This window comes from Trinickia sp., from assembly GCF_035492435.1.
Taxonomy (GTDB): domain Bacteria; phylum Pseudomonadota; class Gammaproteobacteria; order Burkholderiales; family Burkholderiaceae; genus Trinickia.
Map to the genome: position 1 here is coordinate 14,541 of NZ_DATJJF010000125.1, position 13,592 is coordinate 28,132.

General features: G+C 62.6%; 11 protein-coding genes. 3 read left to right on the forward strand and 8 right to left on the reverse strand.

Annotation, left to right across the window (positions count from 1 at the left end):
- Positions 1-44: 44 nt before the first annotated feature.
- The 7 genes from ubiB to VL598_RS09780 all read right to left on the reverse strand — a co-directional run bounded on the left by ubiB (position 45) and on the right by VL598_RS09780 (position 9,315).
- A complete protein-coding gene (gene ubiB, locus VL598_RS09750; protein WP_325326508.1) occupies positions 45-1,625 on the reverse strand; it encodes a ubiquinone biosynthesis regulatory protein kinase UbiB in 1,581 nt (526 codons plus the stop codon).
- Positions 1,626-1,650: 25 nt separating this feature from the next.
- Positions 1,651-2,274 carry a ubiquinone biosynthesis accessory factor UbiJ gene (locus tag VL598_RS09755; RefSeq protein WP_325326509.1) on the reverse strand — a complete coding sequence of 208 codons (624 nt, stop codon included), beginning with the start codon at positions 2,272-2,274 and terminating at the stop codon, positions 1,651-1,653.
- 189 nt (positions 2,275-2,463) lie between these two features.
- On the reverse strand, positions 2,464-3,492 hold the full coding sequence (locus VL598_RS09760; protein ID WP_325326510.1) for a Tim44 domain-containing protein: 1,029 nt from the start codon (positions 3,490-3,492) through the stop codon (positions 2,464-2,466).
- 36 nt (positions 3,493-3,528) lie between these two features.
- Positions 3,529-4,260: a bifunctional demethylmenaquinone methyltransferase/2-methoxy-6-polyprenyl-1,4-benzoquinol methylase UbiE gene (ubiE, locus tag VL598_RS09765; RefSeq protein WP_325326511.1), complete on the reverse strand. Its 732-nt coding sequence runs from the start codon at positions 4,258-4,260 to the stop codon at positions 3,529-3,531.
- Positions 4,261-4,337: 77 nt separating this feature from the next.
- On the reverse strand, positions 4,338-4,754 hold the full coding sequence (locus tag VL598_RS09770; protein WP_325326512.1) for a DUF971 domain-containing protein: 417 nt from the start codon (positions 4,752-4,754) through the stop codon (positions 4,338-4,340).
- Between the two features lie 36 nt (positions 4,755-4,790).
- Positions 4,791-5,219 (reverse strand): HIT family protein, encoded by a 429-nt coding sequence (locus VL598_RS09775; RefSeq protein ID WP_325326518.1) that lies wholly within the window; start codon positions 5,217-5,219, stop codon positions 4,791-4,793.
- Positions 5,220-5,289: 70 nt separating this feature from the next.
- Complete coding sequence (locus VL598_RS09780; RefSeq protein WP_325326513.1) at positions 5,290-9,315, reverse strand: FAD/FMN-binding oxidoreductase; 4,026 nt, start codon at positions 9,313-9,315, stop codon at positions 5,290-5,292.
- Positions 9,316-9,895: 580 nt separating this feature from the next.
- Between VL598_RS09780 and ilvA the strand changes: the two genes are divergently transcribed.
- From ilvA to VL598_RS09795, 3 genes are all read left to right on the forward strand, one after another.
- Positions 9,896-11,422 carry a threonine ammonia-lyase, biosynthetic gene (gene ilvA, locus VL598_RS09785; protein ID WP_325326514.1) on the forward strand — a complete coding sequence of 509 codons (1,527 nt, stop codon included), beginning with the start codon at positions 9,896-9,898 and terminating at the stop codon, positions 11,420-11,422.
- 18 nt (positions 11,423-11,440) lie between these two features.
- Positions 11,441-12,265: an NADPH-dependent 7-cyano-7-deazaguanine reductase QueF gene (gene queF, locus VL598_RS09790; RefSeq protein ID WP_325326515.1), complete on the forward strand. Its 825-nt coding sequence runs from the start codon at positions 11,441-11,443 to the stop codon at positions 12,263-12,265.
- 125 nt (positions 12,266-12,390) lie between these two features.
- Positions 12,391-13,239, forward strand: coding sequence for an EcsC family protein (locus tag VL598_RS09795; protein ID WP_325326516.1), 849 nt, complete (start codon positions 12,391-12,393; stop codon positions 13,237-13,239).
- Here the strand turns inward: VL598_RS09795 and VL598_RS09800 are convergent.
- Positions 13,209-13,592: alpha/beta hydrolase fold domain-containing protein (locus tag VL598_RS09800; RefSeq protein WP_325326517.1), on the reverse strand; the 384-nt coding region annotated here is incomplete at its 5' end. The genes VL598_RS09795 and VL598_RS09800 overlap by 31 nt on opposite strands.

Here is a 13,592-nt window from a genome sequence, read left to right on the forward strand (position 1 = left end):
ACCTGACGCAGTCGCCCACCGGCAATGCGCCGCCGCACTATGATTCAAGTCCCGTACGCGAGTACGAGCCAGAATCGCGCGACAACAGCGCCGACGCCAACCGCCAACCCGAACAGCACCAGCGCTTGCAGCAGCCGGTTCGTGCGGCGTTGCTCGGCCAGCAGCATCTGCATGACGGCCTCGTTAGACCCACCGCGCGGGTGGTCTTGCGTCTCCGCAAGCACCTTATGCATGAGACGCGGCAACTGCGGCAGTGTCTTGCTCCACTGCGGCGCCTCGACGATGAGCCGCTCATACCAGCCACGCAGGCCGATCTGCTCGCTCATCCATCGTTCCAGATAGGGCTTTGCCGTCTTCCAGAGGTCGAGCTCCGGATCGAGCGAACGCCCGAGACCCTCGACGTTCAACATGGTCTTTTGCAGCAGCACGAGCTGCGGCTGGATTTCGACATTGAATCGCCGCGAGGTCGAAAAAAGCCGCATCAACACCTGGCCGAGCGAAATATCCTTGAGCGCGCGATCGAAGTACGGCTCGCAGACGGCACGAATTGCGCTTTCGAGTTCCTCGACGCGAGTCGTCGACGGTACCCAACCGGACTCCAAATGCAACATGGCGACGCGATGGTAGTCGCGCTTGAAAAAGGCAAGGAAGTTCTGCGCGAGATAGTTTTTGTCGAAATCGGAAAGCGCGCCGATGATGCCGAAATCGAGCGCTATATAGCGGCCGAAATGCTCCGGATCGAGGCTGACTTGGATATTGCCCGGGTGCATGTCGGCGTGAAAGAACCCGTCGCGAAAAACTTGCGTGAAGAAAATTTCGACACCCTCGCGCGCGAGCTTGGGAATGTCGACCCCTGCTTCGCGCAGCGTCTCGACCTGGCTGATCGGCACCCCGACCATGCGCTGCATGACGAGCACGTTCGGCGTACAGAACTCCCAGTACATCTCAGGCACGAGAAGCAGATCGTGGCCGGCAAAATTGCGCCGCAGTTGGCTGGCATTGGCCGCCTCGCGCACGAGGTCAAGCTCGTCGTGCAGGTATTTATCGAACTCGGCAACGACCTCCCGCGGCTTCAGGCGCTTGCCGTCGGCCCAAAGGCGCTCGGCCCAGACAGCAATATCGCGCAACAACGCCAGATCGGAGTCGATCACGGGCAGCATATTGGGCCGCAACACTTTGATCGCAACCGGCTTGCCGGCATGCGCCCCAGACTTGACCTTGGCGAAGTGCACCTGAGCGATGGAAGCGCTGGCGACGGGGATGCGTTCGAAGTCGTCGAACAGCGAATCGACACTCGCGCCAAGCGACTTTTCGATGATGTCGATCGCCACGGCCGAATCGAACGGCGGCACCTGATCCTGCAACTTCGCGAGTTCCACCGCTACATCCGGGGTAAGCAGATCGCGACGTGTCGACAGCACCTGACCAAACTTGACGAAAATCGGGCCCAGGCTTTCCAGCGCAAGGCGCAGCCGCACGGCCGGCGGCGACTTGAACCGGCGGCCGATCGTACCGATACGCAAAAGCAGCCGCACGCGGCGGTCATTGATGCGGCTCAGCATCATCTCGTCGAGACCGAAGCGGATGACGGTGAAGACGATTTTGATAAAACGCAGAAGACGCATGGAGGAAGGACCCCGTTACTGACGGCTAGCGAATGCCGCGGGCGCTATAGTTGTCGCCCTGCCCCGAGCGATCGAGGCGCTCGATGCGCTTTTCCAGCCGAGCGAGTGCGTCGCGCGCGCGCGCAAGCTCCGCATTGAAAAGGTCGAGCGACGCACGGCGCACGAGTTGTGGCTTTTCGTCGAGCAGATACTCGGCAGCGGTGTCGCGCAGATTGCGCCCAGCACGCGCCGCCTGTTCGCGCGCTAGGCGCGCGAACGCACCGATCCGATAGGCCGGCGCATCGCCGATCAGCTTGGCGAGATCCTCTTCGGGCTCCCAGCGCAAGTGCTCAGCCAGCTTGGCAAGCAACGTCGCAAATTCGGCGTCGCCCTCGATCTTCACATGCTTCATCACGGCGGTTTGGCCACCTTGCAGGAAGGCCGCCACCGCATCGGGCGGCAGCGCGATCGTCACGTCGGGGTGCGGCGCGTTTGCTTCGTCGATCGCGCTCAGATAGCCGTCGGGCTCGACGGCAACCAACATTGCGACCGACGAGAGCACGAGCCGCGCCGTCTTGCCGGAATAGGGCGCGAGGCGTTCCCGTGCCCAGGCTTCCCTGGCCAGCAGGTGATTAACGACGGCGGCGAGCGGTTTAGCGGCGAGAATCATCGAGCGCGAAATAAAAAACCCGCGCAGGCAACGGCCTGCGCGGGCCACTATTGTACCGCCCGTTCGCACATGTACTGCTTGCGGCAGACACCACATGCAGCACGACGGCGAAGGTGCGGCGGGATGCAGCCCTGGAGCGACGAGCAGGCAGCGCGCCCGCGGCAAGCCAGAGCCGCAAATCAGGTCCGCTCAGTGATGCGTAACTTCGCCTTGCTCGATGCCGGCCAGCAGCCACCCCTCACCAGGGCGAGCCGCCTTCGATAGGTTCCAGACCTCGGAGAACGGCTCCGCCGAGCCGCCTACCGTCTCACGGAGGAGCCCGGTAAAGCGCACGCTTGCGAGATACTCAGTGCCCCTATCTTCAAGGCCGAGCATGTCGGCATGGAGCTGGACGATATCAGTCCGGTTCGCTTGGCCAGCCCGCGCATCGATGTCAGCCTTGAGCAGGGCAAACATGTCCGGCGTCGTAAGCTCCCGCAATTCAGCAAGATTGCCGTCATCCCACGACTGCTGCAGGCGTGCGAAGTTCAGTTTGGCGTGATGCAGAAACGCCTCGGCATCGAAATTCGCGGGCAATGCCTGCGATGAGCCAACCTGCGCGGACGAGCTTGCCCCACCTTCGCGCGTGGCGTAGCCGCCCGCCTGCGTCCGGTTATTACCGAACGGTGGCGAGTTAAAGGAGGTGGAGTCAAAGCGAGTGCCACTCATGCTCGTCGCGGTGCCGGCTCCTGCCGCGCCATAGGCAGGTGTCGTATCGCGCCGGCCACGCGAAGTCAGCTTGCGCACCAGCCAAATCACGGCGAACGCCACGAGCGCGATGATGATGGCATTCGCCAGCATGGCCGCGAAGGCCTCCCCAAGGCCGAAATGCGACAGCAGCGCGGCGATGCCGAGCCCCGCCGCGAGACCGGCGATCGGCCCGAGCCAGCGCGAACGTGAAGCAGCAGCGGGAGCCGGGGCGGCCTGCCCGCGCGCCGCCTGCGAGGGCGACGGCTGAACCGATTGCTGCATCGGTTGCTGCGCCGGCGGCGTAGCGGGTGCGCTCTGCGTTGTCTGCGCCTGTCGCCCCATGGAGCGACCGCCGCCGAGCCGCTTCGCATCGGCATCGAGCGACGCCACGGCACTCGCCGCAATCAAGACGACGATAGCTGCCTGCCCGATTCGCTTCACCAGCGAACTGGAAAGCTTATTGCAAGGTACGGCGAGCGAATCGCTCATCTTAAAATCTCCTTTGGAAACAATGATGTGATGTCGCTAATACTTCGTTGCGACATGCAAGGCTACCACGCCAGCTGACAAATTGTAATATTTGACAGCATCGAGGCCAGCTTGTTCCATCATCGTTTTCAAGGTGTCCTGATCCGGATGCATCCGGATCGATTCGGCGAGATAACGGTAGCTCTCTGCATCCTGCGCAAATTTCTGGCCCAACCAAGGAAGGACCTTGAAGGAGTAAACGTCATAGGCTTTGCGCAGCGGCTCCCAGACCTTCGAGAACTCGAGCACGAGCACTCGCCCGCCCGGCTTCAGCACGCGCCGCATTTCCGAGAGCGCGACGTCCTTGTGCGTCATGTTGCGCAAACCAAAGGCGACCGTCACCACGTTGAAGTAGTGATCGGGAAACGGAATCTTTTCTGCATCACACAATAGCGCCGGGGTGATGACGCCGCTGTCGATCAGCCGATCGCGTCCCACGCGCAGCATCGATTCGTTGATGTCGGTCAACCAGACCTCGCCGGCAGGCCCCGCCTGCTTGGCGAAGGCCTTGGTCAAGTCGCCCGTGCCGCCGGCGATATCGAGCACCTTGAAGCCCGGCCGCACGCCCGCCTGCGCGATCGTGAACTGCTTCCATATTCGATGCAGCCCCCCCGACATCATGTCGTTCATGAGGTCGTAGTTCTGCGCCACCGAGTGGAATACGCCCGCCACCTTCTTGGCTTTTTGCTCTTCGTCGACCGTCTCGAAACCGAAGTGAGTTTGGGTCATCGCTTGAGTCCTCCGCTTTTTTGTTCAATGGATGCTGATGCGGCGGGGCCGCGACGGTGTGCGATCTGCTCCGATTTTCAGTGGTGGCAATGGCCATGCGACGCGCCGGGTGCGCTCATGGGCGCATCGCGGTCGACGCCGGCCGCGTTCAGCTTGTCGATATATTCGCGCCACAGCGCGTCCTGGCAAGTTGCCAGTTCGTACAGCTTGTCCCACGAATAGAGGCCGGTCGAATGACCGTCAGAAAAGGTCGGTTGCAGCGCGTAATTGCCAACAGGCTCCACCGCTACGATCGTCACATCGCGCTTGCCCGTTTGCAGCGTCTCCTGCCCCGGCCCGTGTCCCTGCACCTCCGCCGAGGGTGAATAGACGCGCAACAGCTCGAACGGCACGCGATAGCTGTTGCCATCGGCGTATTGCAACTCAAGCACGCGTGATTTGGCATGCACGACGACGCCCGTTGGGACAGGCGTATCGGGACTCAGTCCGCTCATCTCTTTTCTCGATATAGGTTGTAGCAGCGCGCGCGTTCAGACAAAAGCCCGTCCAATTTCGCGACGGACAGCGTCGCCCAAAAGTGTCGCCTGCGCGCGCCGCGACGACAGCAATGCCTCGGAAACGCCGCGCTGGCGCGGCGCCCAGACGGGCAGGGGAAAATGTGCGTCGTTCGAATAACGCGGAATCACGTGCCAATGCAGATGCGGCACTTGGTTACCAAAGCTGGCCAGATTGACCTTTACGGGCTGCATGACGGTCCGTTGGGCGCGTTCGACAGCCCCCACCACGCGCATCAACCGATCACGCTCGGCGGCAGGTAAATCCGAGAACTCGGCGACGTGCGTGTGCCAGATCACGCGGCAAAAGCCTGGATAGTCCGGCTCGGGTGCGAGGACGACGCGCATGTGGTCGTCCTGCCAGAGCACTTCCCCGCCGTCATCACGACAGAATACACAGTCCATCGTTGTCATCTCGCGTCGTTTTATGAAATTGCCGCATCGGCAAATAGTCCTCCGAGGCGCGCTGTGTCCATCAGACCAGCACGCGCTCGATGCCGCCCTCGTTAGCCAGCCGCACGTAGTGGGCCATCCAGTCTTCCCCGAGCAACTTACGCGCGATCTCGACGACGATGTAATCTGCCGTGACGTCAGCGTCCTCGTTATAGCGCGAGAGGCCCTGCAGGCAAGACGGGCAGCTTGTCAGAATTTTGACGGCCGCGCCGTTCGTACCCGCACCGTTGGCGCCCGCGGCATCGACGATCGGCAACGCGCGCAGCTTCGCCGCCCCCTTCTTCATCTCTTCTTCCTTGCGGAAACGGATCTGCGTCGAGATGTCGGGACGGGTGACGGCCAACGTGCCGGACTCACCACAGCAGCGGTCGTTCTTCTCGATCTTGTAGCCGTCGTTCTCGCTGCCCATCAGCTCATTGACGAGCTTGACAGGGTCCATCGTCTTGATCGGCGTATGGCAGGGGTCGTGATACATGTACCGGGTACCCGTCACGCCGTCGAGCTTCAAGCCCTTCTCGAGCAAGAACTCGTGGATGTCGATGATGCGGCAGCCCGGGAAGATCTTGTCGAATTCATACCCTGCAAGTTGGTCGTAGCAAGTGCCGCACGAAACGACGACCGTCTTGATATCGAGGTAGTTGAGCGTGTTGGCGACGCGATGGAAAAGCACGCGGTTATCGGTGACGATCTTTTCCGCCTTGTCGTACTGGCCGGCACCGCGCTGCGGGTAGCCACAGCACAAATAGCCCGGCGGCAGCACTGTCTGTACGCCCGCTTCCCACAGCATCGCCTGCGTGGCAAGCCCGACTTGGGAAAAGAGGCGCTCGGAGCCGCACCCTGGGAAGTAAAACACCGCCTCGGAGTCGACCGTGGTCGTCTTCGGATTGCGGATGATCGGCACGATCTTGTTGTCTTCGATGTCGAGCAGCGCGCGCGCCGTCTTCTTCGGCAGGTTGCCCGGCATCTTCTTGTTGACGAAGTGAATCACCTGCTCGACGACGGGCGGCTTGCCGGTCGTCGCGGGCGGATGCGCCGTCTGCTTCTTCGTCCATTGCTTAAGGACGTCGTTGCCGAAACGCTGCACCTTGTAGCCGATCCCCATCATCGCCGTGCGCGCGACATTGATCGTGCGCGGGTTCGTCGCGTTCAGGAAGAACATGCCCGCGGCGGCACCCGGGTTGAACTTTTTCTTGCCCATCTTGCGCAGCAAGTTGCGCATGTTCATCGTCACATCGCCGAAGTCGATTTTCACCGGGCATGGCGTCGCGCACTTGTGGCAAACCGTGCAGTGGTCCGCCACGTCGTTGAACTCGTCCCAGTGCTTGATCGACACGCCGCGGCGCGTCTGCTCCTCGTAGAGAAACGCTTCGACGAGCAACGACGTCGCCAGGATCTTGTTGCGCGGGCTGTAAAGCAGATTCGCGCGGGGCACATGCGTCGCGCAAACGGGTTTGCACTTGCCGCAGCGCAGGCAGTCCTTGACTGAATCGGCGATCGCGCCGATGTCGGATTGCTGCATGATCAGCGATTCGTAGCCCATTAAACCGAAGCTCGGCGTATAGGCGTTGCGCAAATCGGAGCCCGCGAACAGCTTGCCCTTATTGAAACGGCCCTCTGGATCGACGCGCTGCTTGTACGCGCGAAAATCGGCGATCTCGTCTTCGGTCAAGAACTCGAGCTTCGTAATGCCGATGCCGTGCTCGCCGGAAATCACACCGTCGAGCGAACGCGCGAGCTTCATGATTCGCGCCACCGACGCGTGCGCATCCTGCAGCATCGCGTAGTTGTCGGAGTTCACCGGGATGTTCGTGTGAACGTTGCCGTCGCCCGCGTGCATGTGCAGCGCCACGAAAACGCGCCCGCGCAGTACGCCTTTGTGGATGGACTGCGCTTCGTCGAGGATCGGCTTGAATTCGCCGCCGTTGAAGATCTGCCGCAGCTCGGCGCGAATCTCCTGCTTCCACGATACGCGCACCGTGCGGTCCTGCGTGACGTGAAATACCGTCGCGTCGGGCTGCATATCTGCGCGATCCGCCAGCTTTTCAGCCAGCGCCTCGTAGCCCAATCCGACGAGCGTGTGCTGGGCCTCGTGCAACGGCCTGTCGAGATTGTCGCGCAGGTACGTCCAGCGCGCACGCACGCGCTCAAGCAAATCCAGCGCTTGCTGGACACGGTCTTCCAGTAGCTCGGCGCTCGGAATCTCGTTGGCGTCGTCGGTCTTGCCGAGCGGCAGGTTGCTCGTTCGGAAAAACGCTGTCAGCGCATCGACGAGTTGCAGCTTGTTCTTGATCGACAACTCGATGTTGATGCGCTCGATGCCGTCCGTGTACTCGCCCATCCGATGGATCGGAATGACGACGTCCTCGTTGATCTTGAACGCATTCGTATGCTTGGCAATCGCGGCCGTGCGGCTGCGGTCGAGCCAAAAGCGTTTGCGCGCCTCGGCGCTGACGGCGACGAAGCCCTCGCCGCTCTTGCCATTCGCCATGCGCACGACTTCGGAAGTCGCCATCGCAACGGCGTCAGCGTCGTCGCCGACGATGTCGCCGATCAGCACCATCTTGGGGAACGCATTGCGCTTCGATTTCGTCGCGTAGCCGACCGCGCGCAAATACCGCTCGTCCAGGTGCTCAAGGCCCGCGAGAATCGCGCCGCCGCGCTTGGCTGTCTCGAACAAATAGTTCTTGATTTCGACGATGCTCGGAATCGACTCGCGCGCCTGGCCAAAAAACTCGAGGCAGACGGTGCGCGTGTGTGCGGGCATCTTGTGCAGCACCCAGCGCGCCGACGTAATAAGCCCGTCGCAGCCCTCCTTCTGCACGCCCGGCAGACCGGCGAGGAACTTGTCGGTAACGTCCTTGCCGAGCCCCTCCTTGCGAAAGCGCCGGCCTTCAATGGCCAGCATCTCGGTGCGCAACAGCCGTTCGCCGGGCGCGTGTTCGCCGTCGAACCACCTGAGCTCGAAGCGGGCCATTTCGACGTCGTGGATCTTGCCGAAGTTGTGCGAAAGACGCGTGACCTCCAGCCAATTGCCGTCCGGATCAACCATGCGCCACCAGGCGAGGTTGTCGAGCGCGGTGCCCCAAAGCACGGCTTTCTTGCCACCCGCATTCATCGCGATGTTGCCGCCGATGCACGAGGCGTCGAGCGAGGTCGGATCGACGGCGAACACATAGCCGGCCGCCTCAGCTGCATCGGTGACGCGCCGGGTAACGACGCCCGCGCCCGAAAGGATCGTCGGCATCTGGCGCTCGAGGCCGGGCAGATCGGTCAGTTCCACCGCCCCCAATTGCTCGAGCTTTTCCGTATTGATGACAGCGGAAAACGGCGTGAGCGGCACGACGCCGCCCGTGTAGCCCGTGCCGCCGCCGCGCGGAATGACGGTGAGACCGAGCTCGAAACAGGCTTTGACGAGGCGCGCGATCTCGTTTTCAGTATCGGGCGTCAGCACGACGAACGGATATTCGACGCGCCAGTCCGTCGCATCGGTCACATGCGAGACGCGCGAGAGACCGTCGAAGCGGATGTTGTCCTTTTGCGTGCAGCGGCCCAGCACTTTCAGCGCGCGGCGGCGCAAATCGGCCACGACTGAAAATTCGGCAGCGAACGCGTCCACAGCGCGCCGCGCCGCGGCCACCAGCATTTCCACCCGAGCCGCGCGCTCCTGGCCGGCTTCGTCGCCGTGCGCAACCAGATCGGCACGGCGACGCTTCTCGATCTCGTTGAGCCGGTGGTTGAGCGCTTCGATGAGCAACGCGCGGCGCTTCGGGTTATCGAGCAGGTCGTCCTGCAAGTAAGGATTGCGGCGCACCACCCAAATATCGCCCAGCACCTCGTACAGCATGCGCGCGGAGCGACCCGTGCGGCGCTCGTTGCGCAGCTCGTCGAGGACTTGCCACGCCTCGGCGCCCAGCAAGCGGATGACGATCTCGCGGTCCGAGAACGACGTGTAGTTGTACGGAATTTCGCGCAAGCGCGGCTCGAGATCGGCGGCCAGGGCAGCGGCAGCGGCGGCGCCGTGCGGGTCGAAGACTTGTGGTGCGTTCATGGTCGGACGGGTCGGTAAGCCGGCTCCGACTCCTCAAGGACGGCGGGGACGGCACGGTGCGCGTGGGGCGCAATTTTCATGGAAACTTTGCGTCTCCGGCAAACGGCTTCGCAGGGAGGCAGCCAGGCCTTGCCAGTCAGCGGTTCACGCCGGGCACCGCCTCCCGCGCCCACTGAGGTTAGCTGTCCCTCGAGGGGGCCGCAGCCTCCCTTGGGGTGGCTCGGAGGGAGGCACGAAACGCGCGTGACGGGCATGCCGCTTTGCCGCAGAGCGCGCTTCTCGCGGTGCCGGGGCCAAGTGGACAGTCCGTGGGTGCCAGCGCATTTTCCGGTCCTAGTATCAAAAGTCGATTCTACCGCATCATCGTTGGCGGCGTGGCTGCCGGCAAGAAGCGCACAAGCGCACAGGTGCAACAAGCTCACAAGAGGCACGGCGGCGGCGGGCGAACCCGCCCAAACCAGTGAAAAGGAACCGGTTTGCCGCTGACCGCGGCAAGTCCGTGACCGCTGGACTCGCCCTGTTGGCGCTATCATTGCTTTTTTGCCGCATTCCTCTGTCCATCGCACAGCGCGATCATTCCATGTCTTCGTCTCACGATTACCTCAAGAAAGTTCTGACGGCCCGCGTCTACGACGTGGCTCGCGAAACGGAACTGGAACTCGCGCGCAACCTGTCCGCGCGCCTCGCGAACCGCGTCTATTTGAAGCGAGAAGACAATCAGCCCGTCTTCTCTTTCAAGCTGCGCGGCGCCTACAACATGATGGCGCATTTGTCCGCTGAAGCGATGGCGCGCGGCGTCATCACCGCCTCGGCCGGCAATCACGCGCAAGGCGTGGCCTACTCCGCCGCGCGTCTTGGCGTGAAAGCCGTCATCGTCGTGCCGGTTACGACGCCCCAGGTGAAGCTCGACGCCGTGCGCACGCATGGCGGGCCGACCGTCGAAATCGTGCAAGCCGGCGAATCGTACAGCGACGCCTACGCGCACGCGCTCGAGCTTCAGAAAGCGCTGGGCCTCACCTTCGTGCATCCGTTCGACGACCCCTACGTGATCGCAGGCCAAGGCACGATCGCGATGGAAATCCTGAGCCAGCATCACGCGCCGATCCATGCGATCTTCGCGCCGATCGGAGGCGGCGGACTGGCGGCCGGCGTGGCCGCCTACGTGAAGGCCGTGCGTCCGGATATCAAAGTCATCGGCGTGCAGACCGAGGATTCCTGCGCGATGGCCGAATCGATCAAAGCCGGCGAACGCCTGGCGCTGCCCGAGGTAGGGCTCTTTTCGGACGGCACGGCGGTCAAGCTCGTCGGCGCCGAAACGTTCCGGCTTTGCAGCGAGTACCTCGACGAGGTGCTCACCGTCAACACCGACGCGATTTGCGCCGCGATCAAGGATGTCTTCCAGGACACACGGATCTTGCTCGAGCCGGCAGGCGCGCTCTCCGTTGCCGGCTTGAAGCAGTACGCCGAGCGCGCAGGCGTCGAGAACGAGGCGCTGATCGCGATCACATCCGGTGCGAACATGAACTTCGACCGGATGCGCTTCGTCGCCGAGCGGGCGGAGGTTGGTGAAGCGCGCGAAGCCGTTTTTGCCGTCACAATCCCCGAGGAGCGCGGCAGCTTCAAGCGCTTTTGCGAGCTCGTTGGCGAGCGCAGCGTCACCGAGTTCAACTACCGCATCGCCGATGCGAGCGCCGCGCACATCTTCGTCGGCGTGCAGATCAAGAGCCGCGGCGAATCGGCTGCCATTGCACAACTATTCGAAGCGAACGGTTTTCCGACCGTCGACCTCTCCAACGATGAGCTTTCGAAGCAGCACATCCGCTACATGGTCGGCGGCCGCTCGCCGCTTGCGCAAGACGAGCGGATCTTCCGCTTCGAGTTTCCGGAGCGCCCTGGCGCGCTGATGAAATTCCTGTCGTCGATGGCGCCCGACTGGAACATCAGCCTTTTCCATTATCGGAATCAGGGCGCCGATTACAGCTCGATCCTGGTCGGCATTCAGGTACCCGTCATCGACAATGCGGCGTTCGAGCGTTTTCTTTCGACGCTCGGCTACCCGTATTGGGACGAGAGCGACAATCCTGTCTACCGTCTCTTTCTCGCCTGACGGCTCATCGAGATCGCCATGACACCGGACCAATCGCCGCTAGGCAAACCTTCCGCGTACGCGCAGCAATACGACGCGACGCTGCTCTTTTCAATCGCGCGCACCCCTTCGCGCGACGCGATCGGCGTCGCAGCACCGCTGCCCTTTTTCGGCACCGACATCTGGAATGCTTACGAGCTATCGTGGCTCAACGCACGCGGCAAGCCGCAGATTGCGATCGCCACGTTTTTCGTGCCGGCCGATTCGCCGAACATTGTCGAATCGAAGTCATTCAAGCTGTATCTGGGCTCGTTTGCACAAACCCGCATCGAATCGCTCGACACCTTGCGTGAAACGCTCAAGCGCGACGTATCGGCTGCCTGCGGCGCAAGTGTGTCGGTACGGCTCGTGACGCCATCGGAGTTCCACACGCTCGCGCTCGACGAGCTGGACGGGCTATCGCTCGATCGACTTGACCTCGACGCCGATGTCTATCAACCGGACCCGTCGCTGCTCAATGCAGCGCTTGACGAAGCCCCCGTCGAGGAAACCTTGTTCTCGAATCTGCTCAGGTCGAACTGTCCCGTCACGGGCCAGCCGGACTGGGCCAGTGTGCAGATCCACTATGTCGGCCCGCAAATCGATCATGCCGGCCTCTTGCGCTACATCATCTCTTATCGAGATCACACGGGATTTCATGAGCAATGTGTCGAGCGCATGTTTGTCGACATCCTGCGCGAATGCCGGCCAGTGAAGCTGGCGATCTATGCCCGTTACACGCGGCGAGGCGGGCTCGACATCAACCCGTTCCGCACCAACTTCAACTTGCCGATGCCGGACAACGCACGTACTGCCCGACAGTAGCCGCAGAGCGCCCTGGTCGATTTCCCCTGTACCTCGGGCGCACCGGCACGTCCGCCACTCGCGCTATCCTCTTATGCGCGGCCATCGATGGACAGTTTGTGTAGCCGCGCGGAGGAAATCGTCTGATGGAATTGCTACCCGCCTTTGAGGCTCAACTCACCGCTGACGATCTGGCCGACTTGGCGCGGGCCAAGCGTGCGCTCGAGCGAGAGCCGCTCGCAATGAAACTCGCCGGAGCGGTGGGCGCACCGATCGAGCGTCTAATCATGCGCCTGCCGGAAGCCGCGCATGAGAGCGTCGCCGAGGCGACGCGCCGAGCACTCGACAGGTGTCTGCAGGCCGCCGTTGCAAGCTTCGGCTCGGCCAACGAGACGACAGCGCGCAAGTCGCGCGATGTCTGGCACAAGCTCGCCGTTGCGACGACGGGTGCGGCCGGTGGCGCCTTCGGGTTCGTAGCCCTGCCGGCGGAACTACCGCTGACGACCACGCTGATGTTCCGCTCCATTTGCGATGTCGCCCGCAGCGAAGGCGAGGATCTGAGCGCGCTCGAAACGCGCTTGCAATGCCTCGCCGTTTTCGGTCTTGGCGGTGGAGCACTGAGGCGATACGAAAGGTCCGCCGACGACGAAGCCGATTTCGGCTATTTCATCACGCGCGGCGCACTCGCGCAGGCGATATCCAAAGCGTCGACCGGTGTGACAGCGAAAGGCGTGGCATCGCAGGGCACCCCCGCCTTGATGAAATTGATCAACACGATTGCGGCGCGCTTTTCGGTCCAGGTGAGCGAACAGGTAGCCGCCAAATCGATTCCCGTCCTCGGTGCGGCGCTTGGCGCCGTCGTCAACACCGTCTTTATCGATCACTTCCAACAGACCGCGCACGGCCACTTCGCCATCAGGCGACTCGAGCGCCGATATGGCCGCGACGCCATACTGACGGCCTATCAGGCCATCGAGCTTTCGCCGCTTGCATGAAGACGGCCTGCGCGCGCGTGAGCGCGCGCGAAGGCCGCCGCATGATCCAGCGCGCGCCCGGCCTCCGGGACGAACGGCGCAAACAGTTGCCAAACGTGCGGCATGTTTTTCCAGACCCCGAAGTCCACATCGACGCCCGCCGCTTTCGCCTTGTGCTCAATCCGTCGTGCATCGTCGAGCAGCACTTCGGTACTGCCCGCCTGAATGAGAAGCGGCGGCAAGCCCGACAAATCCGCGTAAAGCGGCGACGCGTACTTGTGCTTCGGATCGGTGCCGGCAAGATAGAACGTCGCCATGCCTGCAATGGCGTGTCCGCGAAACATGGGATCGGCGCCGTCATTCGTGACAAGGGT

Excerpts from the sequence above, each read along its gene's own strand:
- ubiB (WP_325326508.1), bottom strand. The coding sequence starts at position 1,625 with ATGCGTCTTCTGCGTTTTATCAAAATCGTCTTCACCGTCATCCGCTTC.
- VL598_RS09755 (WP_325326509.1), bottom strand. The coding sequence starts at position 2,274 with ATGATTCTCGCCGCTAAACCGCTCGCCGCCGTCGTTAATCACCTGCTG.
- VL598_RS09760 (WP_325326510.1), bottom strand. The coding sequence starts at position 3,492 with ATGAGCGATTCGCTCGCCGTACCTTGCAATAAGCTTTCCAGTTCGCTG.
- ubiE (WP_325326511.1), bottom strand. The coding sequence starts at position 4,260 with ATGACCCAAACTCACTTCGGTTTCGAGACGGTCGACGAAGAGCAAAAA.
- VL598_RS09770 (WP_325326512.1), bottom strand. The coding sequence starts at position 4,754 with ATGAGCGGACTGAGTCCCGATACGCCTGTCCCAACGGGCGTCGTCGTG.
- VL598_RS09775 (WP_325326518.1), bottom strand. The coding sequence starts at position 5,219 with ATGGACTGTGTATTCTGTCGTGATGACGGCGGGGAAGTGCTCTGGCAG.
- VL598_RS09780 (WP_325326513.1), bottom strand. The coding sequence starts at position 9,315 with ATGAACGCACCACAAGTCTTCGACCCGCACGGCGCCGCCGCTGCCGCT.
- ilvA (WP_325326514.1), top strand. The coding sequence starts at position 9,896 with ATGTCTTCGTCTCACGATTACCTCAAGAAAGTTCTGACGGCCCGCGTC.
- queF (WP_325326515.1), top strand. The coding sequence starts at position 11,441 with ATGACACCGGACCAATCGCCGCTAGGCAAACCTTCCGCGTACGCGCAG.
- VL598_RS09795 (WP_325326516.1), top strand. The coding sequence starts at position 12,391 with ATGGAATTGCTACCCGCCTTTGAGGCTCAACTCACCGCTGACGATCTG.